The following is a 24,539-nucleotide window of genomic DNA, read 5'->3' as shown; positions in this document are numbered from 1 at the left end:
CGAGGGAGCTGGTGACTGATGGCGGTGGAATGGATTGCGGCGATTAGTGCCGCTATAGGTGTTGCAGGCACTGTGATTGTCGAGAAGATGAAGCACGATGACCACGAGGGCGTCTACGCTGACCACACCAATGAGCTATTCGAGCGGCTGGACAAAATCACCCAGGAGCGCGATGACCTCAAGGCTCAGGTGATTGAGTTGCAGGCCAAGGTAGATGAACAGACGAAGCAGATTGAGGCGTTGAGCAAGAGCGTGAGGGCGCTTGGCATAGAGATGAGGGAGACAAATGAATAATGTGACTGACTTGGTTGTCAGTGTTGTTGTGGCTGTGATTCCAATTATCGCAGCCTTTTTTGGCCGTAAATTGACTGCATCAAAACAGGCAGTGGCCTTGATTCAGACGATTGAGCCACTGGCCAAGGCGGCTGTCACTGCGGCAGAACAATTGGGCGTCACGGAGCAACTGACCGGCGCGGCCAAGAAGTCTGTGGCTGTCCAAGGGGTGTCAAAGTCGCTGGCTCAGATGGGATTCACTAAGGCTGATAAGGCGATGGTGAGCGCGGCTGTCGAGAAGGCGTTCCTAGACCTCAAGGCTCAACTGCATGAAGGGAGAGATGAGCATGACACTACCGGCTATTAACAAGAGCTTGGCGATTGGTATTCAGACCTCACGGACTCATGGGCACATCCTAGTCCTTCACAGCACAGCAACACCCAATGCACCAGCCTACAACGTCGCGAACTTCGAGCACCGGACGTGGCGCAGTGCCGAGACCTTCGTACACTTTGCGGTTGACGACAAGGTCGCCTATCAGATTGGGACACCCGGGTATCGAGCATGGGGGGCTGGGAATGTGAACAGCTACGCCCCAGTGCAGATTGAGCTGTGTGAGTTCAGCAACAAGACTAAGGCACTCAAGGCGTATAAGTTGTGGGTCGAGTTGGCTGTCACGATGGCCAAGCAGTACGGCGTGCCTCTGACTCTGGATGACAACAATCGGACCTATGGCATCAAGACACATAATTGGTGCTCACGGACTTATGGCGGCTCGGACCACTCGGACCCCTATGGGTATCTGGCATCCATTGGCATCACGAAGGCACAACTCGCCAAGGACCTGAAGGCAGGGCATGCGACGGGGACCGGCTCAGCATCGTCTACAGTGGCCAAGGCGAGGGCTACAAGCGCTTCTGCCGGAAAGCTGGCTGTGGATGGTGATTGGGGAGCTTCGACTACCAAACGGTTACAGCAGGTCTACAAGACGCCTGTAGATGGTGTCATCTCTGGCCAGTACCCATGGAAGAACTACAAGGGTGCGGTCACAGGATTCCAGTATGACACGACGAACCCCGCTGGCTCTCAAGTCATTGCGGCGATTCAGCGGTCTCTGGGACTCAAGGCAGATGGCCTGCTCGGACCAGCTACTATCAAAGCAATGCAGCGCGCGGCTGGGACACCAGTGGACGGGGTTATCTCGCCGAACAGCCGACTGGTCATCTACATACAGCAACAGCTTAACGCGGGCAAACGTCCGTTCTAAACAAATAGCCTCGACCTAAATGGCCGGGGCTTTTGTTGTATCTAGGCTAGTGCATCCTCAAGTGCTTATGTGTGCCAATTCCGGGGGCTGTGGAATTCCTGATAGCTACCCCCTCGACCAGAAGGCCGACTGTGTGGGGCCAAGCCCCGATTCCATACACAGCCCCGCTATCATCGCGTGATTATCACGTCGAATCCAACAGACATCCATTCTCAGCCCCAGTTCTGCCCAGGACACCATCAACCCGAGTCTGAGGTTTATCTGTCTTTACGACGTGCGGTCTGACTCGTGTAGACACCGCGATTAGGTTGATTGGCTGGATGAACCCCCGTGCATCTCTGCACGCAGAACGTCCACACCCTACCGTTTACCATTTTGAGTCCGGCGGGCCGTAGACGCCCGTATATGACGATATGAGAGGTGACTGCTCCCTCACACCGGCTGGACTTATTGCATCGGCTCTAGCTGACCACCTGACTTTGATTCGACGATGCGCAGGGCATGAGCATCAACAGAGCTCACGTGGTACAATGGACCCGTATCCTATCAGATACACAGGTTCTAACCTATTGGCGTAGGTTGTGAGCTTCAACTATTCAGTTAGTTGGGCCGTTAAGCGTTGGCGCGCTTGGCGGCTTTTTCTGTGTCTTGCATGAGGTGCTCCTCTGCTACTGGGATTCACGTTTCAAACACTGTATTGTCCACTAATGATGTTTGAAACGTGAGGCGAACAGCGGGTAACTAGGGTGGCGAAGATGGCGTCAATCATCAGCTGGGCCTCCTGGGGTGGATTCGAGCAGCATGGTTAGCGTGTCGCCAGCCTGCTTGAGATGTTGGAGTAGCGAGCGGTCAACTACTGCCACGTCATCGGGCTCGCCCTGCACGTCCCAGCGAACCTCTGCGCTCACGCCCAGCTCTGCGGCTAGGTCTCTCAGGCTCTGGACCATGTCGGCCTGTAGGTTGTCACCATTGGCGTCTCTCAAGCCAGCAGGCAAGCTGTGAGCGAGGATGGCCAATCCGGTGATGTAGTCGGCTACTGCGGTGTCATTAATCATGTGGTTGTCCTTTCTGTGGGGTGAGGCAGGTTGTGGTGCATTTATGCAGAAGCATTTAGGGTAGTGGTACGGTCACTGCCTGCCAGCGTGTGATTTTAGTAACTGTGTTGCATCAAGAACCCATCTAAGTCTGATTTACGGAACCGCGCTTGGGTGTTCACCTTGCTATACGCAAGACCCAGCTTAATCCAGTTGGACAGCGTGGTACGGCTGACACCAACGTACTCTGCCGCCAGCTTCCCATCCATCCATTCTGGATATTGCTTGGGAGCATCGCCCATGTGTTTCACCGCTTCCTGCATCAGCTCAGTCAGGTTATCCACCAACTGTTGCTGGTACTCTTCAGACAACAGCGAGCTCAATGTGTTTTGTGTCATTTTTGTACAACCTCTCCCTTCCTATTTGTACAAGTTTGTGCTACTATTTTCTTACAGGTACAGAGTAACACGATGTTTTTGGTGGGTCAACACTAAAAGAACACAAAGTAGCACGTTTTACACACAAATTTCAGGGAGGTGCAGAAGTGAGTGAATCCGGTGAATTGATTAAGTCAATGCGAGCAAGTAGAAGACTGACTCAGAAAGACCTAGCAGAGGCGGCGGGGTTGTCCCTATCCTCTATTCAGTCATATGAAAATGGCACGCGAGAACCTAAGCGCCAGTCAATGGATGCAATCATGTGGGCGCTTAATCAGTATCCAGAGACCAAGGTTGCAAAACGAGTGAACTCTGAAAAAATGCTCAAGGAAGCATCCGCGGATAAGCCAAAAAAGGTGAAGAGTGTAGACCTCGCAACAGATGATGTTGCTTACAGTTGGAAAAGAAAAGCTCTGACTAGCCAACAGATAAGCACAATGCGCACCGTTGTTAAGTCGATGGTAGAACCAGAAGAGAACTAGCCATTAGATTTACCCAAGTCACTGCCTGCCAGCGTAGACAAGGGAGAAAATAAAATGGCAACTATTAAAGCATACACAACGAAAGACGGGAGCACTCAGTACTACTTTAAGATTTACAAAGGGGTGAACCCTGCAACAGGCAAGAAGGAAACAACCACCCGCCGGGGATTCAGCACTGAAAAGGCCGCACGCATGGCGGCTACTAAGATGCAGTCTGACATTGACGAACACAAGAACGTGCGCGAGCCCTCTAAGCTGACATTTAAGTATGTGGCAGAAAAGTATTGGGAAGAGCGCAAGCTAAACATGCGTGAGTCTACTAAGATTGATAGAAGGCTGGCAATCGAACAATATGTGTACCCATCTATTGGTCAGATGCGCATTGGCTACATCCGGCGGGAAGACATTGTAAAAGCCATAACCGGCTGGAAAAAGCGTTCTGAGTACCTAGCGAACGACGCACTGGGCTTCACCCGGGCCGTGTTCAAGTTTGCGATTGCATCACAGCTGGCTAAGGTAGACCCCACCAAAGGGCTGTCTGCACCAATCCCTCATCGCAAGGGACAGGATGAAGACCTTTTCTGGGACAAGGACCAGATGGATAAGTTCTTCAGTTGCATTGACCGTGATACTAACTTAAAGGACTACGCGATTTTCCGCACCTTGGCATACACGGGGTTACGGCATGGTGAGCTAATTGCCTTGCAGTGGGGTGATGTGGACTTGGTAGCTTGTGCTATCAAGGTGACCAAAACCCTGTCTAACAGTAGAGAGGTAAAGGGTGGCAAGATTGAACCACCTAAGACCCCAGCTGGTAACCGGGTGGTCCCATTAGATGGGGAGACTGTAAAGGTACTGAAGGACTGGAAAGAGCTACAGGCAAAAGAGCTCATCATCAAGGGCTGGAAAAATGAAGGCACTAAGCAGTATGTCTTTAATGGGCGACAAAACAAGCACATTGCTAAGGCCACCATCCCGTACCGCCTCAAGAAGATTATTGATGACAACAATCTAAAGCCTGCTATCTCAATCCACAAGTTCCGACACAGCTATATCAGTAACATGCTTATCTCTGGCGCGAGTGTAAGCACCGTACAGCATCTGGTAGGCCATGAGTCCCCTGAGATTACACTGAGGGTCTACGCGCATATCAGTAAAGATGTAAAGACAGAGGCCGCGGATGCCTTTGCTAAGTACATGAAAGGCGATGAGCCGAAAACACCTGCTGGGAAGTCAGAAGGACGGTCAGCTGAAACCGCTCCCCAGCCGTCTAAGCCACGTAAGCCTCTCAAAACGCCGTCAGACCAGCCTGTACTTGAGTTCTACTAGCCGGTGGTAGAGAGGTGCAATTTTTCGTTAGCACTCGATTGACACGAGTGCTAAATCGCACTAACATGGGTTATGTAAACAAGAGGTGGGGCGTTGAGAGGCGCCGCACGGAATGAAAGGGAGAATTCATGATGGCAAATGACGTATTGATGACTAATGATTGGCTGGCGGATCCGTTCTTCGACGCGTTGGGCCGGCGCTTTTTCGGCGGGGTCCTGCCATCGACCGGTGACGCCGGGCTGCCGACGGACATCACCGAGTCGGCCGACGCCTACGTGCTCAAGATCAACGTGCCGGGCCGCGACAAGCAAGACATCTGGCTGAACTACCAGGACAACGTGTTGACCGTCGGCGCCAAGGCGACTGAGGACGACGCGGCAGGCGCGGTGCTGCGCGAACGCAAAACGGACCGCGTCAGCCGCGGCTTCCGTATCCCGAACGTCGCGGCCCAAGACATCACCGCGACGCTGGCCCTGGGCGTTTTGACCGTGACGCTGCCGAAGCTCACGGGCAGTTCGACCGGCGACCACCACATCGACATTCAGTAACAGAAGGCGCGGAAAGCCGGCGCGGCCTGCAGACAGTTGCAGGCCAGGCGCTGCTGCCAATTCCGCAAGCCGCAAAGTTGCGACGGCCGCGGCCGTGTTGTTAGCATGAATTTGGCGATAAGGCCAAGCTGTTTTGTCGGAAAAAGATTTGGGTGGGGCGATAGACGTCCCGCCGGTTTGGAAAGGAAGGAATTCATGATGGCTAATGATTTGATGAATCGCAATGACTGGATGACGGATCCATTCTTTGACATGGGGCGGCGCTTCTTTGATAACTTCGTGCCGACCGAAACTAGCAAGGTGCTCAAGACCGACATCAAGGAGAACGACAAGTCATACGTGGCCAAGGTCGACGTGCCGGGCATCGAGAAGAACGACATCAAGCTGAACTACCAAGACAACATCTTGTCGATCAGCGTGAAAAAGGATGACTTCAACGACCACGAAGACAAGCAGGGCAACGTCTTGATGAGCGAGCGCAGCTACGGCGCGATGAGCCGCAGCTACCGCCTGCCGAACGTCGACGAGGCCAACATCGCGGCCAAGTACGCGGATGGCGTCCTGACCATCACCCTGCCAAAGCTGACGGAAACCCCAAAGAACCCGCACACGATTGAGATTAATTAGAGCGTGGAGCCGAGCGCCTTTAGCGGGTCGGCTAGCCTAGCGCCGACGCTTGGGACGTGGTCTTCGTCCCGAGTGGCGGTGCGTAGCCAGCCGCACCCGCGTTGCTCGGTGGAACGCGTTAGAGAGGGTGGCGCGGCGCGAATTTAGCGAGTCGGCTAGCCTAGCGCTGGCGTTGCACCGCGGAGCCCGAACGGACTCCCGGCGGCTCCTCCGCCGCTCACTCCAATAATTGTCTTCTCAGCTGCCGCTGTGGAAAGGCCGAACCCAAATCGGGCTCGGCCTTTTTTTGTTCGCATTTTTTGCGATTTTCCGGCGAAAGCGGGTGCAAGTCGGCGCCAGAACGTGTACGATAGGCAGGATAAGTCAGTCAGCCAAAAGGAGATCGATGAAATGTCTACACTTGCTACGACCATCGCCGGCCGCCGCTTCAGCACCTGCCTGATGAACGCCGCGGGGATCCGCTGCCAGTCTGCGCGTGACCTCGACGCGCTGGTGGCCTCCGCCGCCGGCACCTACGTGACCAAAAGTGCAACGCCGAACAAGCGGCCGGGCAATCCTGAGCCGCGCATGACCACCTTGCCGCACGGCAGCTTCAACTCGATGGGGCTGCCGAACAACGGCCTGGCCTACTACCTGGATTACGTGCTGGCCGATCAGATCAAGCGGCCGACCGCCACGCAGTTCCTGTCGATCGCCGGCACCAGCCTGGAAGACAACCTGGCGATGCTACACGAGATTCAGGCCTCCGAGTACCGCGGCTTCGTCGAGCTGAACCTCTCTTGTCCCAACGTCCCGGGGCATCCGCAAACCGGCTACGACTTCGAGCAGACGGCCAAAACGCTGGACGCGGTGTTCGCGTTTTACGACAAACCGCTGGGCGTCAAGCTGCCGCCGTACTTCGACCTGGCCCATTTTGACGCGATCGCCGCGGTGCTGAACCAGTACCCGCTGACCTTCGTCACCACCATCAACAGCGTCGGCAACGGCCTAGTGGTCAACGCGGAGACCGAAACCGTCGCGATTCGGCCCAAGGGCGGGTTCGGCGGCATCGGTGGCGCCAGCGTCAAGCCAACCGCCTTGGCCAACGTCCGGGCCCTGTCGCAGCGCCTGAAACCCGAAATCGCGGTGGTCGGCGTCGGCGGCATCCTGAACGGGCGCGACGCCTTCGAGCACATTTTGTGCGGCGCCTCGATGCTTCAGATCGGCACCCAGTTCGGCTACGAGGGCACGGCGGTGTTCAAGCGCATCGCCCAAGAGCTCGATTCCATCATGGCGCTGAAGGGCTACAACACGATTGCCGACTTCCGCGGCAAGCTCAAGACGCTGGACTAGGGCGACGCTGCCAAGCCGCGTTCCGGCCTGCCAGAACCGCGACTTGGGGTGAGCGGCCAAGCCGGTCGGCGCCACACACAAGCGGCACCCGGGTCACGCGACCCGGGTGCCGTTTGCCGTCGGTGCGGTTCGCTCACCGGAGGGGGCGAGCTCGGCCCCGTCCTTCGCCGGGCCGTAGCCGCTGGCGACCGACCCCGTCCGGCATTCGGCTGCCGGTGGTCTTCGGTGACAGGCCGTGTCATTCGACTGACGTTATTGCGAGCGACCCGACACCGGCCCCAGCGACGCAATCCCGCCGCCCGGCCCCGCGACACGGTCTTGACCCCGGTGCCACCGTGCGGCCGAATACGTTATAATGTGAGCAAGAGGGGTTCGCCTCGGGAGTGGAGGAGCTTATGCAAGATAAAGTAACGCGGCAGACCGTGCGGCTGCCGGCCGTGGTGTGTCAGCAGCTGGGCGTTGACGCCGGCACGGAGATGCAGCTGGTGGTGGACAACAACCAGGTGGTGATTCGCCCACCACAGGCCGAGCGGCTGCGCAGCCGCGGCCTGTTTCTGGTGTGGCCGCTGATCGTGTCGGCGGTGGTGACGCTGGGGGTCTACCTGTACTGGCTCAGCCAGGGCTACCCGGTGTTGTGGCTGACCGGCGGCGATTACTCGATCGCCAGCTTCGTGATCGGCTGCGGCCTGGTGTCCGGGACGCTTTTGTTCGCCGGTTTCTTCATTAAAAACCGCAAGGACAGCGCGGACCGCCTGGCGCCAAGGCTGTATTGGCGCAACCTACCGGCGGTGCTGTTGGCCTTTGTCGTGATCTTAGGGGAGTCGTTGGTCGGCCTGTTTTGGGTGTTTGGCCAGATGTTCCCCGGCGCGTCGTTCGACCGCATCACCGCGGCCCTGGTGTTCATGGTGTTTTTGACCATCGCCAACGCGTTCATGGTGGGGGCGGCGTTGACCATCGACGCCCGGGCCCTGACGATGCTGTTGACCGTGGTAATCATCGCCGGGGTCGTGATCTCGATGGCGGCCAACGGGCAGCGCCAGTGGTGGCAGTACAACCTGAGCTTTTTGGGCACGACCATGGCCAGCAACGCCTGGCAGTTCAACCTGACGCTACTGATGTCGGCGCTGCTCATGATCGCCTTGATCGACTACTTGTTCGTGCTGCTGCATGCGAAGTACCCGCACAACTGGCGGCTGACGGCGCTGCGCGTGATTTTGACGCTGATTGCCATCGACCTCGGGCTGGTCGGGGTGTTCCCCAACGACGCGGCCTGGCACCTGTTGCACGACGAGGTGGCGGGGATGCTGGTGACGATGATCACGATTCTGATCGTCGGGCTGCGGTGGCTGTTGCCCGGCGTGACCCGCGAGTTCCTGTGGGGCTCCTACGCCGCCGGGGCGATTCTGATGGCGCTGAACCTGGGGTTTCGCATTTTTCGCTGGCCGTCTTTGACCGCGTTTGAGATTCAGGGGTTTGCGATCGGCTTCGGCTGGCTGCTGCTGCTGTTCAACCGCATCCGGACGCTGGCGGCGGCGGGGACCGTCGCCTGGCCGGTGACAATCGAGCTGGACAAGCTAGATTAGAACCATTATAATTAAGGGAAAGAAATGAGTGGGAGGCTAATGGGATGAGAAATTATCGACGGCTTTGGGCAGTACTTGCGGTGAGTGTGGTGGCGGTGCTCTGCGAGTTCGCGCTGCACCAGCCGCTGTGGGCACAGGGCATCATCACAATCCTGGGCTCCCTGATTGCGCTTTTGATGTTCATCGACATGGTCAAGACGCTGGCCTCCGGGTCGTTCGGCGTCGACCTGCTGGCGATCACCGCGGTGGTCGCGACGCTGGCCGTCGGCGAGTACTGGGCGTCCATGATCGTGCTGTTGATGCTGACCGGCGGGGATGCGCTGGAGGATTTTGCCGCCAAAAAGGCCAACGCCGACCTCAAGTCCCTGCTGGATAACACCCCGACCACGGCGCATCGCCAGGTCGGCGACCACCTGCAAGACGTCGACGTCGACGTCGTGGCGGTCGGCGACGTGATCGTCGTGCGGCCCGGCGAGCTGGTGCCGGTTGACGGCATCGTGGCGGATGGCGACAGCCTGGTGTCCGAGGCCAGCCTGACCGGCGAGGCCAAGCCGGTGGGCAAAACCACGGGCGACACGCTGCTGTCCGGGACCGTCAACGGCGACGGGGCGCTGACCGTCAGCGTCACCCACACCGCCGCGGATAGCCAGTACCAAAGCATCATCAAGCTGGTCAAGGAATCCGAGGCGCGGCCGGCCCATTTCGTCCGGATGGCCGATCGCTACGCCGTGCCGTTCACGCTGTTGGCCTACGTCATCGCCGGCGTCGCCTGGGCGCTCTCCGGTGACCCCGTGCGGCTGGCCGAGGTGCTGGTCGTCGCCTCGCCTTGCCCCCTGATTCTCGCGGCGCCGGTCGCCTTGGTGTCCGGCATGAGCCGCACCAGCCGCGCCGGCATCATCGTGAAGTCCGGCACGGCGATTGAAAAGCTGGCCCAGGCCAAGACCGTCGCGTTCGACAAAACGGGCACGATCACCCAAGGCGTTTTGGCCGTCGCAGACGTGACGCCGGCCGCCGGCTTCACTGCCGACACCGTCTTGAACCTCGCGGCCTCGGCCGAGCAACAGTCCGGCCACATCCTGGCGCGGTCTCTGGTCGAGAAGGTCGGCGCCAAGAACCTGCAGCCGGCCACCGACGTCTCCGAGGCCACCGCGGCCGGCGTCACCGCCACCGTCGCCGGTCAAAAGGTCCTGGCGGGCAAGGCCAGCTTCGCCAACGCCCCGCAGACCGTCGCCGACACCGCGGTCTACGTCAGCGTCGCCGGCCAATACGCCGGCGTCATCACCTTCTCCGACCGCACCCGGCCCGAGGCGCGTCGCACCATCGCGGCGCTGCACGACCTGGGTGTGGCCGACACCATGATGATCTCCGGCGACAGCCAGGCCGTGGCCGATGAGGTCGCGGCCGAGGTCGGCATCGACCAGGTTCACGCCGAGCAGCTGCCGGCCGGTAAAATCGCCGTGCTGGACGGCCTAGGCAAAACCGAGCGGCCGGTGATCATGGTCGGCGACGGCGTCAACGACGCGCCGTCTCTGGCGGTCGCCGACGTCGGCATCGCGATGGGGGCCCACGGCGCCACCGCGGCATCGGAAAGCGCCGACGCCGTGGTCCTGCGCGACGACCTGACCAAGGTCGCAAGCGCCGTTTTGATCAGCCAAGACACCATGCGCATCGCCCGGGAGGCCGTCTGGATCGGCATCGGCATCTGCACGGGCCTGATGCTGATCGCAGCCTTCGGCGTGATCCCCGCCATCATCGGCGCGATGTTCCAAGAAGTCGTCGACACCGTCACCATCCTCTACGCCCTCCGCGCCCGTACCGGGCGGCGGAGCGAGGTGGTGGGGTAAGTAGATTGGCAGCGAATCGGTGATAGACATCGGACGTGAACCGCGTTCGCGCAGATTACAGATGAATTACAGTTGACACGAGAACAACCCGCCTGCGGTAGTGATATACCAGGCGGGTTGTTTGCGCTGGTGCGAAGGCGGGAAGCGGGAAAAGTGATGGAGTCTGAACTAACCGATCAGCTGTGGTTTGTGGTAGGCTGCGACATCAGTGACGGGTCTTTCAGTGAGTTGCCAACATCCAAGGGTGATCTGCGAAGTGGCGAATGCGTAGTGCCAGTGGGGTGGCACCTTGAGTTCGTCAGGTGCCACGCAGGACGCGGTCGAGGTTATCGGTGATGCAGAAGGCTCTTTTGGGTGGTAGACCAAGCTGAAGACAAGTAGGTACGACGTCAATCCGATGACGCAGTCGCAATATTTGCCACAAGAATGAGAACAACGTCATCTTCAGACTTAATTTTATAGGCACACAAAAATAGCCAAAAAAAATTGACTGCGGATTGAAATCGGAATGTCTGCGTGCTAGATTAATCGTGTAAGTGTGCAATGATTCAAATCTCACATCGGCATGGAGGCACATATGGAAGATTTCAAGGATCAATTGACGTTTTTGAAAAGTATTCCAGATCCAATTGAAAAATTGTTAACGTTCAAGTTCAAGTCCGACTTCACTGATTTTGATGTTGACGTCAGTCAAAGTGTAATGGGGCTTCTCCAACAGGATTATCTATTTCTTCGCCCTTTACGGTTGTCACTTCAGCCGGGTGCCACGGCCAAGTATCAGCTTATCGAGCCAAGCGGAGATTGGTGGCGTGGTGATATCCTACATTCTTTTTGGACCACTTTCCGTCAGAGTCTCATTATCGAGCTATCCAGAGAAACCTTTGAGGAGTTCTGTAGTGAAGCTCACATTAAAACTTTGGGAGATGGTATAACTGATCATTTTCGCGAGTTTCCGCTGCCGTCGGAGGTGTGGCAATTATTGGAGAGCTTTGCAGAGGTGAATCATACGATAGGGAATATCCTGCCCGAGTTTGGATTGTCAAGACATAATATATCTTACGGACATCGAATGCATTCGATAAATACTGGACGCATGTATTTAACTAGAGATTACGCAGATTTATTTCTTCATGCAATAGACGAGTACTTCAAATATAATTGTATTGTGCTTCAACAGATGTATGGGATGAGCTTTAGAACAGTTACTGCTTGGCTAGATCATTTTGAGGGTTGGGAAGATTTCGTAGTTCAGAATCGACTGAGTGCAATGATTGATTCAAATGGAAAACCTAAAGAACTCTTTCCTATGCATTTTGAACGGTTTGATCAGATGATAGAGTCCCCAGACCGGGACTTTTCTACAATAAGTATTTCAGTGTTGCCACAGTCTCATGATGAACTTATGCTCTGTCTTGAAAATATGATTTCTCAGATAGAACAAAGAGATAAAGAGATTCGTCAACTATAGGCGTAAAAATGTTGAAGTGAGTTCTGGCTAGGAGGCACGTAATTGATCTCTCGAAATATTGATAAAACAATTAAAGAGTGGCAGGAATTTAAGAACGAAACATATTTATTCGATCCTGATTCTTCGCCGGAGGCGTTAAAATATTTTCAAAAGATTTATTCAGCACATTGGAATAAGGTAGGCAACCAATTCAATGATCTGTTTGCTTTGAACTTGAACAAAACAAAAAGGTTTTATTCAAAAGGATATTCGCGGCTGGCTTTTGTGCTCGGCATAACGGAAAGTGGCCGAAGCAAGTCAGACGAAACTAAACTTGGTCCTTCATTTAAGTTGGCTGGTGATACGGATTTTAATTTTAAGGACGAGAAGCTAGTCCAATATACAGATAAGTTGGCTGGTGATACGGATTTTAATTTTAAGGACGAGAAGCTAGTCCAATATACAGAATCTGGTAAACTAAAAGATTCCAATAGCTTGCTAAATCAACTTATGACGCTTCATTTGCAAAATCATACGTTAATCAACATGAGTCTAATGCCTAGATCTGGTTCAATGAATAACTTGAAAGGATCTGTTCGCGTCTCTGAGTCGGGGATTGGAATGGGTGGAGAGCAACTTGATCGCCAGGATACGCTAATATCCATCCTTAGCTATTACTATGAGTGGAAAAATAACACTAAAAACGATTCAGAAGTACCCGAAAAAGGGAGAAAAGAGTTTCTTGTTATATCCAACGGAAGAGGTAATGAAATCCAATTATTGAATTTTCTAAATCTGTTCGAAAATTTAGAGGATTACTGCAACCAGATGTTTCTTATTAATGATCGTAATCTTATTAATGATATGGTCGTAAGCGGGAGTAAGCCGATTATAAGCGGTGGTGAGATCCGCATCCAGGAATATCTTGATCTGATTATCCGTTACAGGAAATGTAAGCGGAGCGTAATTGATAGTTTACTCCAATAGCAGGTACTACTGAACGTATGAGTATATATCATAGAAATTCAATTTTTAATGTGAGCAAATAAACGAAATCAAGCGAACTATGAGGCACAGTATTCTTGCTTAGCATAACACCAATATTGACTATCCATTACGAATGAGTGGTTGCTATCGGGTTCGGCAAGATAATCACCTTAGCTATGTTTTCTAAGCATGTTCGTTGAGCAAAATAAGATGAGGCTTAAATTGTGCTCTGTCAAAATTGAAACGCTTCGAGCTCGAACTAGTAATCATTAATATTTGAGTATCACTGGAATCAGAGATTACCAAGCGACATCAGATAAATACCGAATCGGTTTCAATGCAGAGCCAATGAAAATGACGTCTATATTTCGCGAATGGAAGATACTAGGTTCCTCCAAAACGTTTATTTTTCATCGAGCAGGAGACATCTTGCCCCGTTGACCATTTTCAAGGTTTCAAATCTAGTTAGTTTTTCTGCGGGCCCCCGCCATGCTTTCCTTCGTCACTAGCCGCCGCCACTCCCCTGGTGGTAAAATGGGGAAAAATACTCGGAGGTTCTCATGCAAAATTTTAGCGCTCGGGTGAGTCTGGAAACTGCCAATTTGTTGGCGTTTATGAGCGATTACTATCAGCAACAGCGCGGTGTCAGCTTCAGCAAGGCCGATACCCTGACTGCGGCCTATCAGGACGCGTCTTGGGTGATGCCTGGCGACTGGGCAGCCATTCGTGACTACGCACTGCCCGAGCTGAAGCAGTTTGACCTCAAGCCATCGGCTATCAAGATTCAGATTCCGTTGGAGACTCAGATTCAAAAAGAACTTGATGATCTGAATGTCCAGATTCGGCAAGAACTGGGTGCAAACATTCTCAAACGTGGAACACAAATCAGCTACCTGCTGAAGGCCGCCTATATCAAGTACTTCGATGCCGAGATGATGCCGAAAAAAATGGTGGTGCCGACGGTAGACGCCCATGCCCTCGATTCGCTGATTGACCAATACACCCAGGCCATTCTGGCCATGACCGCCCCGGGCCGGCAAGCGACCGTCGAAATGCTGATGAAGCAGTTGAAGATCGAATTGCGTAATCTTACGATAAAAAGTTAAAACACATAATATATGGACATAAACTTGACAAAACAATCCAGCCGCGTATAATGACTCTTGCTGGATGGCTTCATCAAGGGCGGGGTACCTCACTCCCGCCCTCGTTGAACCACCCCAGCATTGACCGATGAGCCCGTGTTCCAGTCAATCATGGAGGCCTATGCGAATGGCAATTAGCGTTGATGGCAACACTGTCACCCTGCCCGACACGAATGTGCTTGAGTTTACGATGTTTGAGACCCCGCCGAGTTCGGAATGGCAGTTATACGCCAATGGTGGCACGGGGGGGAACCTATACGTACGGCGAGCATTTTTGGACTATTCTGAGATTGTGGGGCAGACCCGTAGTCCGTGGCCACGCGATGTCCTGATCAATTCGGCGGAACATTGGCTTCAACCTTGCCTTAACATTCCACAAGGGGCTGTGCCCATCAATAATGGACAGCTCTTCATTGCGAGCAACCGCACTAACGTCAAGAGCAACGATGCGGTCACCGCGGTGCAGCTCACCGCACCTAATCAACTCTACCAGCAGGTCTCGGAACTGCCGGCTAAAATATACGGCCCAAGCCAGACTTTTTTGGAACCAATTATTGGTTCCTTTTTCGTCGGCGAAGTGTCTCGGCTGGGCGGCGGGTTGTACCTTTCGTACGACTTGCTGGATCAGATTGAGTCGCTGAAGGACCGCATTCAGTTGCGACCGCTGGGACCGTTATTCCTGGGTCCCACCCCGCAAGTGGTAGCCGAGGATGGTCTGTATGACATTGACGTCGCGCATTGGCGGCTCATTCTGACAGAAACGAGGGATGACGATTGACGGCGGAAGAACTAGCACGAATGGCGTATGTATGCGAGCACTGTGGCCGAGTCGCTCACTACGCAACGCCGGAGGAAGCCTTCGACGACGGCTGGGATTACCCACCGCGGCTGGGCACATTCGGGGTTGTCAGTCCCCGGACATGTGGACAGTGTGGAATTGAGACAACCGCTTGGTGGCAGCTGGCGGCGCTGCATGTGCCACTGGATGCACTGCCACCACACCATCAGCGAACGGTCCAGCGCATTTTGGCAGAACCCGCCAGCCTCCTGGGCCGGTGTTTGACGGATGAAAGTTGATGAGGGGGTTGCGGGATGATCGTTATCGCATTGGGGGATCTGCACGGTCAGCTCGCGGTATTGCCGCGCCTGCGCAGGGTTCAGGCCCGATACCCTGAGGCGACGACGGTGTTCATCGGGGACTACATCGACTGCTTCGGTGACGACAATCCCGGGTTGGCGCTGCTGGCGGAAATTCGCGCGATTGAGGAGGCCGACCCGCTTCACACCAAGGCTTTGATGGGCAACCACGAATACGGGGCCGTATCGTTTTTCAGCGACCCTGCCAAGCGCGATTGGTTGCACTACGGTGGGGCAGCCACACTTGCCGCTGAGGCGAAGCGGCTGGGGCTATCGCCAACCCGTGAGGTGCCGTATGCCAGTGAGCAACTGGCGCTGGCAGTGAGGCAGGCGTTGCTCGCCCGGGAACCGACGCTACTCGATTGGACCGCCGCATTGCCGATGAGCTGGTCGGTTGGCAGGCTGACGTTCGTTCACGCCGGCCTCGATCAGACCAGCAATCACCCCTTTGAGGACAGCACCGTTGCCGACTATCTGTGGCTGCGCGGTGGGTACTGGTATGACCCAAACAACTGGCAGGTATTCGATCACAATCGCTTCGGCCGCACCGTGGTTGCAGGTCACACCCCCACGGGGATGATAGCGGGACGTTACCACGGCGACGTTAGAGCCGCCAAGTTAGCTTCACCACGCAACCCGATCTACGCCATTCAGTATCCCGGCGAGCCGCCGCGTTACCTGATTGATGGCGGGGCAGGCGGCCGCGACCCGCGTTTGCTCGGCAACATTGGGGTCTTTGACAGCGAGACTGGGCTGTTGATGGATGCGGTGGAGGATTGACAGAGTCGATGGGAGGCTTTGATGGCACTTTATTGTCTCAGTGACGTTCATGGTGACTTGGCCGCCTTTGACGCGGCACTTGCGCTGATTCTGTTCACTGACCCGAAGACCACGTGCTACATCCTCGGGGACCTGATTGATTGTGGTGAGCACAGCTACGGCTGTCTGCAACGCGCCTTTGAGCTCGCCAAGAGGTCGAACCAGGTTACGGTTCAGCTGGGTAATCACGAGGCGATGTTTCTGGATTTTTTGTTTGGTGAGGATACGCTGGACTGGCTGACCCAAGACGTCCAATTCAAGACGACGCTGAGCTTCTTTTCACCGGACCAGTGGCAGGCATTGTTGCAAGCGATGCAGGCCAACGTGCAGCAGAGTCGTCAGCTGGTTCGCCAAGCGTTGCTTGCGCATCACCGAAGGCTTTTGACCTGGTTGCAATCACGACCACTCGTCACGGAATTGGATGCGCAAATCCTAGTTCACGCCGGAATTGACGAGGCGGCCGGTCCGTGGTGGCGCATGGGGACGCCGGATGAGGTTCTGACCGGCAAGTATCCGGCGACAACAGGCAGATTTGCCAAGATCATCATTGCGGGTCACGTCAGCGCCGCAGAGGTGGCCGGGGACCGTGGCTTTGAGGGGCATCTCTACTGCGACGGCAAGAGCCATTTTTATATCGACGGGACCACGCTGAGAAGCCACGTTGTTCCGGTTCTACGGGTTCGGGGCAAGCGCTACGAAGAACTGTGCGAAGATGGGGTGCGGGTACTTCTGGAACAGGACTGAAGGAGAACAAAATGGAAACGACACGCGTTCTTTATGTCATCGTGGATTTACCGGGGCAGGAAGTAAGCAAAACGTTGGCCGACCACGGGTTGACCGATTATTGCGTCAGTGCGGCGGCTTTTCGGACGGCGACCGGGGCGCCACAGCTTGAGTTGGATGGCGAGGGTAAGGTGAAGCTGGCTTACAGCAAGGCCGGGGCCAAGTCCGCTCGGGAGATGTTCGAAAAAGCGTTGATGCTGCGACTTGAGGCGGGAGATCCGACCGTTGTCCTGGGTGCGACTGGCAAGCACGGGCTGAAGTTGCTGAGGCAACTCAATCCGGCCCTGGGCTATCAGATTCGCCTGGTCGACTTTGCAGCACCACTGCTGGCCGCGAACCGCGAGCAATTGGAGTGGCAGACGCTTCGTGATGCGATGAAAGAGGCCGAAAAGGAGGGCGTGCCAATTCGGGAGTGGCTGGAGGACCGAATGACGGTCAACGGCAGCGATTACCACGTCCAAGCGAGCCAAGGCGCCATCAAACTGCTGAAGCGGCGGCTGGACAAGCGTTTTCCAGGAACCATCTCCAAAGTTATCGGCGGTGAGACTGCCATTCTCGATGCCTTGGATCGTTACGATAACGCCCCTTGGGCCGATCAGGAATGGGAGGCACTGACGCCTGAGCAGTTCTTCGCCGAGGTAGATGAGCCGCTGCGCTTCCAACGTGCGAGAACCGACTCCGATTTTGGCACCAACGACCAACCGCTACTCATTATCGGCGACGTTCACGGGGATGCGGATGATCTTGCGGAGATACTAGCGGCCCATCCACACTCGGATATTACCCTGCTTGGCGACTATTTTGATCGCGGCCCCCAGAACGTGGCCGTTTTTAAGCTTTTGACGTCGCAGATTAATCGGCTTCGCTTACTGTGCGGGAATCATGAACTGGCGCTTCGCAAGGCGTTGGTGGAAGGCCGCGGGATGACCGGCGGCATTGAGCAGGAGACGGTGACGCAGTTCGCGGAGGCAGGCATCACGACCGAGGAGGTCCAGGCTTTCATTGGCGGCCTAGGGACGTACCACGCGGTGAAGTATCGGATGCGTAAGTTGCTTATGAGTCATGCCGGAGTGGAACCAGGGCTGGTTGCGGAGTGGAGTGCTAAATCGGTGACCGGCTTGCGCATCGCGCTGGCTCCCACCGAGGTGTTTGTTTACGGCGCAAAAGCACCTGGGACCACGGCATACGATCGCGACATCGACATGGCCTGGACTCAAAGCGAGGAGATTGATTGGGCTGTGTCCATTCACGGTCATCGCAATCAGTTCGATCACACGGTGTTAAGTAATGCCGACAGAGAAGTCGCAGCGGTTAATCTGGCGGATTCCAACACGACCACCATTAGGTATTTGGAAATCGAGGGCAAGGGCTACGCGCTGCACATTCGCAAGCGGTTCTCCGATCAGGAGGTCGTGATGCGGGGGCAATTCTGAGAGGCGGTTTGAGATGAGACCAGTCATTGCACTGAGCGATTTGCACGGCCAGGTGATGAGTTTCCCGCTGCTGGCCGAGGTGCGAAACCAGTATCCTGCGGCGCCGGTCGTTTTTGGTGGCGACTACCAAGATAGTTATCACCACCATACGGGCTTGAAGGTGGCCGAGACGATTTATCGGATGCAGCGTGATGAGCCTGACCGGATTTTTGCGCTTCAAGGGAACCACGACGCCGCCCTGGTCGAAAGCATGCAGGGTCAAAACACCTACTGGCTCGACGCGGAAGGCGAGGACCTCATTCTCGAATGTGTTGCCGAAGATATCCGACCACCGGCAAGCATGGCCGAGGCGTTAGCGCGGGTTCGGCAGCGCTATGGTCGGCTGCTGGTGTGGCTGGCCGGGCTGCCGCTGCACTTGCGCATTGGGCGACTCCTCTTTGTTCACGCTGGGTTCAACCTGACGCTGATCGACCCAGTGGCATTGACCCCACGACAGGATCAGTACTGGCTGCGCGAGGAATACTGGTATGGCCCTAAGGCACCCAACTGGGCACATAATCCCCTGAGTGCCAGCGTCATCTCAGGGCATACACCAACTTCACTTATTACGGGGGTGTATGACGGCGTTGCGGCTCCGGCTACGCGGCGCAACCGGGTCGCGAGCCCCCATGGCATTCTAACCGTTCAGTATGAAGGCGAATATCCCCGCTTCTTTATCGACGGTGGGTTACACGGCGGTCCGGCCGGTCGCCTGCCGAACATTGCGGTTTTGGACGCCGACACGGGGGAGCTGATTGAGGCAATCGAGGACGCCGAGAATTGAGGGGAAAATGAGGTATGTTATCGCAGATTTGCACTTTGGCCACGTGGCGACCATCGAAGCGGATCGCCGGCCATTTTCAGATGTTCAGGCGATGGACGCTGCGCTGATTGCCAATTGGCGGCGGGTGGTTCGACCGGTTGACATCGTGTACATTCTGGGCGACTTCACATTGAAGGATGCAGCCTACGCACAGACTATTCTCGCGCAGCTGCCTGGTCGCAAGGTGATGGTTCGAGGCAATCACGACCGCTTTTTGGCCGATTGTGGCGTTGCTTCTGAGCAATTCGAGCAAATCACGCAGCTGATCAGCTTCAAGGAAAATCACTTGCGTTACCAGCTTTGTCACTACCCGGTCTTAGATTATCCGGGGATGTGGCATCATCAGCGACTATTATATGGACACGTCCACGGTGAGCGAAGGTCCTACTTTCGCCGGGTGTTGACGCCGAATGCAGTGAATGTCGGGGCGAGCGAAATTGACTACACACCGCTCAGCGTTGCGCAGGTTGAAGACCGCATCACCGCGCAGTGGCGAGCCAAGCTTCTCGAGTTAGGCGCCTTGAGTGAGGCACTTGTCGGTAGGCCAATGACGCGGCAAAGTTGTCCGGAGAAAGTCGAGAGCCTCAATCAGGCATGTTGCCGGGCCGTGGTCGTGGCGTTGGCGGCTGAGCTGTTGGAAAACGTTGGGTGCCGCCTAGCCGCTGCCAAGCGGGATGACGGGTTGCGTCAGCTTGCCAGTGTGGTTTTGGACGCAATTCCGGCGCCAGAGCTGCGCGAGGCACAGCGGCGGGTCAGTCAGCGGCATCCGGACCAGTCGGGGTGGTGGGAGCAGCAATCTTAATCGAGGCAATCGTTCAGACTGCCCGTCGGTTGCGATGGCACTGCGACGAGTTGGAGGGTGTGAATGAATAAGCTTACTCAATGGTACTGGAGGTTGTGCGGATGGTACGAGCGTCGTGTTTTTAGAGGCAAGTTATTTCCTCACTACTCGAAGCTACTGCGGAGTTGGGGTGTTCAAGGATCGGTTGGCATTGAGTCCGGGTCCCTCGAGTGGGTGCTAAGTGAATGGTTAGCCATTGGCTTCGTCTACCCGTATGATATCCAATCGGCTGACGGTACCCGCAGACACGAATACGGGCATTCTTTTGAAGCGGTTGTGACCGACGCGGCACGTGATCCGCTGACTTTTTCCTATCAAGGGTTTGAGGCTTCGTACAGTAGGCAACAGCTGGCGGCGTTAGACCGTGTTCGACAACAACACATTGTGACGCCGAATGCGCATCGGTGGCAGGGATTTTTGCTTCCTGAACGGCTACAGGGAATTATCCTCGCTGAAGAAATCATGGGCAGAATCCAAATATCGCGCGATTATAACCCGTTTTTTCGGGTCGTGCAGCCGCCGTTTCATTGGTATCGGCACGGTAACGTCATTCTAATTCCAGACCCACTTCCAAGCAGGAGGCGCTGGGGGAAACACTTGACCATTTTGGGTCAGAGGTTGAAAATTCTTGGCGACTTCGTTCTGTGCCTTCATTGCGAGGACTGGGAAGTGCCGGTCAAGCGACTATCGGATTTGCGGGATGACGAAGTGGCTTGGCTGCGTGATAATGTTCACTGGAACGGCGAGCCGATGGATTGGTTCAGATTCACTGCGACGGGGACAACACGCTATGGGCTTGAACGAATTGATGGGGGCCTAACCTACCATTATTACTTGGGAGGGGTACGAGCAAAGCCGCACCCCAATCATGTTGCGACATTCGAGGACGTTCTGCAGGCGCTGGTTCGTGATCCGAGTCGCTTTTCAATAGTTGGGTACGAGGACAATTACAACGCTGCTGAACGGGCGTTTCTTGACGCCGTTCAACAGCGCTACCTAGTGCCACGTGCTGAAGACCGGTGGCAAGGTTTTTCATTACCGGAGAAGGTCCACGGGGCTTTTCTGAGACTGAGCGATGAAACGCTGAGTTATATGACGGTTAATCGCGATTATTACGTTGGCATGCGGCATTTGCAGGCGCCGTTCCGTTGGTACCGACATGGACAATTACTTATCATTCCGGACCCAGTCCCCGACGCGATAAGAGAACGGCATAAACGTGTGGCCGCATTCGGAATGACAATCGAAGTGCCTGGCGCATTCGTGATGGTCATGCATGTTGACGACTGGGAGGCCACGCCTCGGACAATTAGTGACCGTGAGTTGAGTGCCGAAGAATTTCAGGATGTGCTAAAGCATGTGAGTCTGAACGGTCATCGGGTTGCGCAGGCCGCGCGACCTCAACAGTCAGTCGCCATCCAATCAAACAAATCGGCTCAGACTAACGATGGCAGTACCACGGACAAGTAGTGGAGGGATTTGGTTATGACAACGACGGTATACAGCCTCGACCTGGCGTCTTACAAGCTGTTTCAACCGCACCGGCAACAGACCGATGTGCTGATCCTGCACGGCAGCTTCGACGCTGTCGCCGACAGCGCCGAAATCGCGGCGGATCGCCAATATGCCCGGGTGAGGCGAATCAACGCAGACGACGTGGTCGCCTCGACGCCGGGCAAACCGGCGAGCGTGTTGACCGTCGACGCGGCGCGAGACATCGATGCGTTCATCCGGCAGGCGATTGCGGATGGGCACGACCTGGTGGTGCATTGCCACGCCGGGCAGTCTCGCACCGGCGCCGTGCTGGAGCTGGCCTTTTTCCAATATGGCCTGCCGTGCGTTCACGTTCGCCGGTGGCAGTCCGGCCGCAAAATTCAGGAGGGGCTGGTGCCGGTGACGCGGGAGAACTTCTACACGTTCTACGTACCGAATCGCCTGTGGCACGGGCTGTTCCAGACGCTGTATCCCGGCGACAGCGAGCAAAAGTGATAGCAGCACAAAAAAGAAGCATTAGCAGCCGATTTCTAATAGGCGCTAATGCTTCTTCTGTTGTCTAAACGGGTTCCGCCGAGCATCGCCGACGCGTCTAGCTAGGGCTGGCACTCGAAGCAAGGACCGCTTCAAGCGCCAGTCCTACGCTAGTCGGCCGGCTAAGCGCTCGGCTCCACCCTCTAGCTCAGGTTTGCGCCGTTGCTTTCGAAGACCTGCTTGAACCAGCCGAAGGACTTCTTCGGGATCCGGGCGAGGTCGCGGAGGTCGGTGTTGGTGCGGTTGACGTAGACGGCGCCGTAGCGCTTGTCCATGTTGCCGCTGGAGGCCGGGATGTCGATCAGGCCCCAGCCGAGGTAGCCGAGGACCTCGACGCCGTCTTCGTAGATGGCGTCCTTCATGGCCTGGATGTGCTCGCGGTGGTAGTCGATGCGGTAGTCGTCCTGGATCTCCTTGCCCGTGTAGGTTTCGCGGATGCCGATCCCGTTTTCAATCGGGAACATCGGCAGGTCGTACTGGTTGTAGACCTTGGTCAAAATGTCGCGGAAGCCCAGCGGGTCGACGTTCCAGCCCCATTCGTTGCTGCGGGTGTATGGGTTTTTGACCATGCCGTAGTCCAGGTAGTGGAGCGGGTTGGTGTTGACCGGTACCTTGCTGGAGTCGATCAGGTCGGAGCGGTAGTACGAGAAGGCGATGAAGTCGGTTTTGAGCTGGGCAAAAGCGGCGCGGTCCTCATCGGTGAAGTCCCAGTCGATGTCGTGGTTCTTGATGAAGGTCAACACTTGCTTGGAGTAGTGACCCTTGGTGTAGACGTCGAGCAGGTTCTTGTTGAAGAACTCATCGATTTCACGCGCGAACTGGGCATCGCGTGGGTTCGAGGTGGCCGCGTAGCACTCCTCGTAGGCCAGCATGCCGCCGATCTGCGCGGTGGTGGACTTTTCGTGGAGGTAGTTGGCGATTTGGGCGTGAGACGACATCACGTGGTTGGTGATGGTCAGAATCGACTGGTCGTCCGTGCCGCCCTCAAGGCAGCCGGCGTAGACGTGAGCGTAAGGCGTGGTGTAAAGGTTTTGCTCGTTGAAAACAATCCAGTACGGCACGAGGTCGGCGAACTCGTCGATCATGCGCTTGCCGAACCGCACGAAGGCGTCGACCACGTGGCGGCTCAAGAAGCCGTTGTACTTTTTGGCCAAGGCCAGCGGCATGTCGAAGTGGTACAAGCAGATCATCGGCGTGATGCCGCGAGCGATCAGCGCCTTGATCTGGCCGCGGTAAAAATCGATGCCTTCCTGGTTGAAGTCGCCGTCGCCGGTGGGGCAGACGCGGCTCCAGCCGATCTGGAAGCGGTAGCAGTTCATGCCCATCTGCTGCATGAGGTCGTAGTCTTCTTCGTAGCGGTGGTACTCGTCGATGGCAACCTTCCAGTCGCCGTGTTCCTCGGTCTGCTCGCGCGGATCGTAGACGGACGGACCGCGGCCACCTTCGTTGTAGCCACCTTCCGTCTGCATGCTGGAAGTTGAGTTACCCCACAAGAAACCTTTTGGTAAAGCCTGACTCATTTGACTGTCTCCTCTCGAATCTGAAATAATGAAAGTATGGCACCGAACCCGGTGTCTTACTCGGGGGTCATTACGGTGGTGCTATGTTTGGTGCTGGCGGTCGCCGGTTTTGAAGGCGCCGGGCCCCGGGCGGCTCCGGCTGTGCGGCCGGTTTCCGCCCGTTGGGCTCCAACCTAGATTTGGAGCCGGCGCCGCTTTGCGCCGTTCCGTCTTCAAATCTGCCGGGATTAGAATCGTGAATGCCCGCAAAAAACGCGGTCATCCAGGATTCTAATCCACTCACGGCCTCCGCCGCCCGGGGCCCTGCGCCGGCCACACAGTGGCATGCGTGGTAAGCCGCAAACAGTGGGTGGCCGACGTTTTGAACGCGACTGCCCGGTTGGAACCGCCGTTCGGCACCGTTTTCAATTTGGTGTTGCTGACGCGCCGAACCCAGGGCTCGTCACGCGCCTATCTCCATTCTACACGCTTGACCCGTTCAAGCCTCAGCACATTGCACGAAAAGCACGGAATTTGCTGGGGCAAGGCGCCGGTTGCGTGGGGGATGCAGCTCGTGTTGCCGAGCAGCGCCATGTAGCAGGCGGAGGGTCACGGGCGGGTCGGGCCGTGAAAGGATGAGCGGCCCGGATGACCCGCGAATTGTGCGGGGCATTCGCGCTGCTCATCCCGGCAGATTTGGAGACGGGGTAGCCGCTTGCGGCTCCGGCTCCAAATCTAGGGCCGAGACCGTGGCTCGGCCCGGCCGCACAGCCAGACCCGCCCGTGACCCGGAGCCGGCGG

General features: G+C 56.1%; 24 protein-coding genes. 21 read left to right on the top strand and 3 right to left on the bottom strand.

Annotated elements, in window-relative coordinates:
- Positions 1-18: 18 nt before the first annotated feature.
- From NUH19_RS03730 to NUH19_RS03720, 3 genes are read left to right on the top strand one after another with little or no spacing between them, the layout of a single operon-like run.
- Positions 19-294, top strand: a complete 276-nt coding sequence (locus NUH19_RS03730) for a hypothetical protein (protein ID WP_262315209.1) — start codon at positions 19-21, stop codon at positions 292-294.
- Positions 287-640, top strand: a complete 354-nt coding sequence (locus NUH19_RS03725; RefSeq protein WP_262315208.1) for a phage holin — start codon at positions 287-289, stop codon at positions 638-640. Before NUH19_RS03730 ends, NUH19_RS03725 begins: the two co-directional genes overlap by 8 nt.
- Positions 615-1,541 (top strand): peptidoglycan recognition protein family protein, encoded by a 927-nt coding sequence (locus NUH19_RS03720; RefSeq protein WP_262315207.1) that lies wholly within the window; start codon positions 615-617, stop codon positions 1,539-1,541. Before NUH19_RS03725 ends, NUH19_RS03720 begins: the two co-directional genes overlap by 26 nt.
- Before the next feature lie 761 nt (positions 1,542-2,302).
- Here NUH19_RS03720 and NUH19_RS03715 read toward each other — a convergent pair.
- On the bottom strand, positions 2,303-2,596 hold the full coding sequence (locus NUH19_RS03715) for a hypothetical protein (RefSeq protein WP_262315206.1): 294 nt from the start codon (positions 2,594-2,596) through the stop codon (positions 2,303-2,305).
- Between the two features lie 95 nt (positions 2,597-2,691).
- On the bottom strand, positions 2,692-2,973 hold the full coding sequence (locus NUH19_RS03710) for a helix-turn-helix domain-containing protein (protein ID WP_262315205.1): 282 nt from the start codon (positions 2,971-2,973) through the stop codon (positions 2,692-2,694).
- 146 nt (positions 2,974-3,119) lie between these two features.
- Here NUH19_RS03710 and NUH19_RS03705 point away from each other — a divergent pair, with 146 nt between their 5' ends.
- The 18 genes from NUH19_RS03705 to NUH19_RS03620 all read left to right on the top strand — a co-directional run bounded on the left by NUH19_RS03705 (position 3,120) and on the right by NUH19_RS03620 (position 22,200).
- Positions 3,120-3,494 carry a helix-turn-helix domain-containing protein gene (locus NUH19_RS03705; protein ID WP_262315204.1) on the top strand — a complete coding sequence of 125 codons (375 nt, stop codon included), beginning with the start codon at positions 3,120-3,122 and terminating at the stop codon, positions 3,492-3,494.
- A gap of 54 nt (positions 3,495-3,548) precedes the next feature.
- Entirely contained in the window at positions 3,549-4,823 is a 1,275-nt protein-coding gene (locus NUH19_RS03700) for a tyrosine-type recombinase/integrase (protein ID WP_262315203.1), read from the top strand.
- A gap of 131 nt (positions 4,824-4,954) precedes the next feature.
- Positions 4,955-5,371 carry an Hsp20 family protein gene (locus NUH19_RS03695; RefSeq protein ID WP_262315202.1) on the top strand — a complete coding sequence of 139 codons (417 nt, stop codon included), beginning with the start codon at positions 4,955-4,957 and terminating at the stop codon, positions 5,369-5,371.
- Positions 5,372-5,569: 198 nt separating this feature from the next.
- On the top strand, positions 5,570-5,998 hold the full coding sequence (locus NUH19_RS03690) for an Hsp20/alpha crystallin family protein (protein WP_262315360.1): 429 nt from the start codon (positions 5,570-5,572) through the stop codon (positions 5,996-5,998).
- Positions 5,999-6,388: 390 nt separating this feature from the next.
- On the top strand, positions 6,389-7,330 hold the full coding sequence (locus tag NUH19_RS03685; protein ID WP_262315201.1) for a dihydroorotate oxidase: 942 nt from the start codon (positions 6,389-6,391) through the stop codon (positions 7,328-7,330).
- Positions 7,331-7,725: 395 nt separating this feature from the next.
- A complete protein-coding gene (locus tag NUH19_RS03680) occupies positions 7,726-8,913 on the top strand; it encodes a DUF998 domain-containing protein (protein ID WP_262315200.1) in 1,188 nt (395 codons plus the stop codon).
- A gap of 44 nt (positions 8,914-8,957) precedes the next feature.
- On the top strand, positions 8,958-10,757 hold the full coding sequence (locus NUH19_RS03675; RefSeq protein WP_262315199.1) for a heavy metal translocating P-type ATPase: 1,800 nt from the start codon (positions 8,958-8,960) through the stop codon (positions 10,755-10,757).
- Positions 10,758-11,334: 577 nt separating this feature from the next.
- Positions 11,335-12,225, top strand: coding sequence for a hypothetical protein (locus NUH19_RS03670; protein WP_262315198.1), 891 nt, complete (start codon positions 11,335-11,337; stop codon positions 12,223-12,225).
- A gap of 42 nt (positions 12,226-12,267) precedes the next feature.
- On the top strand, positions 12,268-13,191 hold the full coding sequence (locus NUH19_RS03665) for a hypothetical protein (protein WP_262315197.1): 924 nt from the start codon (positions 12,268-12,270) through the stop codon (positions 13,189-13,191).
- Between the two features lie 560 nt (positions 13,192-13,751).
- Positions 13,752-14,297, top strand: coding sequence for a hypothetical protein (locus NUH19_RS03660; RefSeq protein ID WP_262315196.1), 546 nt, complete (start codon positions 13,752-13,754; stop codon positions 14,295-14,297).
- Positions 14,298-14,463: 166 nt separating this feature from the next.
- Entirely contained in the window at positions 14,464-15,114 is a 651-nt protein-coding gene (locus tag NUH19_RS03655; RefSeq protein WP_262315195.1) for a hypothetical protein, read from the top strand.
- A 314-nt stretch (positions 15,115-15,428) separates the two neighbouring features.
- Entirely contained in the window at positions 15,429-16,253 is an 825-nt protein-coding gene (locus tag NUH19_RS03650; RefSeq protein ID WP_262315194.1) for a metallophosphoesterase, read from the top strand.
- Positions 16,254-16,274: 21 nt separating this feature from the next.
- Positions 16,275-17,036, top strand: coding sequence for a metallophosphoesterase (locus NUH19_RS03645; RefSeq protein ID WP_262315193.1), 762 nt, complete (start codon positions 16,275-16,277; stop codon positions 17,034-17,036).
- A gap of 11 nt (positions 17,037-17,047) precedes the next feature.
- Positions 17,048-18,508, top strand: coding sequence for a metallophosphoesterase (locus NUH19_RS03640; protein WP_262315192.1), 1,461 nt, complete (start codon positions 17,048-17,050; stop codon positions 18,506-18,508).
- A 13-nt stretch (positions 18,509-18,521) separates the two neighbouring features.
- Positions 18,522-19,331, top strand: a complete 810-nt coding sequence (locus tag NUH19_RS03635; protein ID WP_262315191.1) for a metallophosphoesterase — start codon at positions 18,522-18,524, stop codon at positions 19,329-19,331.
- Positions 19,332-19,338: 7 nt separating this feature from the next.
- Positions 19,339-20,172 (top strand): metallophosphoesterase, encoded by an 834-nt coding sequence (locus NUH19_RS03630; RefSeq protein WP_262315190.1) that lies wholly within the window; start codon positions 19,339-19,341, stop codon positions 20,170-20,172.
- Between the two features lie 63 nt (positions 20,173-20,235).
- A complete protein-coding gene (locus tag NUH19_RS03625; RefSeq protein ID WP_262315189.1) occupies positions 20,236-21,681 on the top strand; it encodes a hypothetical protein in 1,446 nt (481 codons plus the stop codon).
- 15 nt (positions 21,682-21,696) lie between these two features.
- Positions 21,697-22,200, top strand: coding sequence for a protein-tyrosine phosphatase family protein (locus NUH19_RS03620; protein WP_262315188.1), 504 nt, complete (start codon positions 21,697-21,699; stop codon positions 22,198-22,200).
- A gap of 182 nt (positions 22,201-22,382) precedes the next feature.
- Here the strand turns inward: NUH19_RS03620 and NUH19_RS03615 are convergent, their stop codons facing one another.
- The gene (locus NUH19_RS03615; RefSeq protein ID WP_262315187.1) at positions 22,383-23,759 is read right to left on the bottom strand and encodes a glycoside hydrolase family 1 protein; all 1,377 of its coding nucleotides are present in this window, start codon (positions 23,757-23,759) and stop codon (positions 22,383-22,385) included.
- Positions 23,760-24,539: the final 780 nt, after the last annotated feature.

This window comes from Lacticaseibacillus parakribbianus (genome assembly GCF_025490915.1).
GTDB lineage: Bacteria > Bacillota > Bacilli > Lactobacillales > Lactobacillaceae > Lacticaseibacillus > Lacticaseibacillus parakribbianus.
Note: the sequence above shows the minus strand (reverse complement) of the source record. Positions and strands in the feature narration are given on the sequence as shown.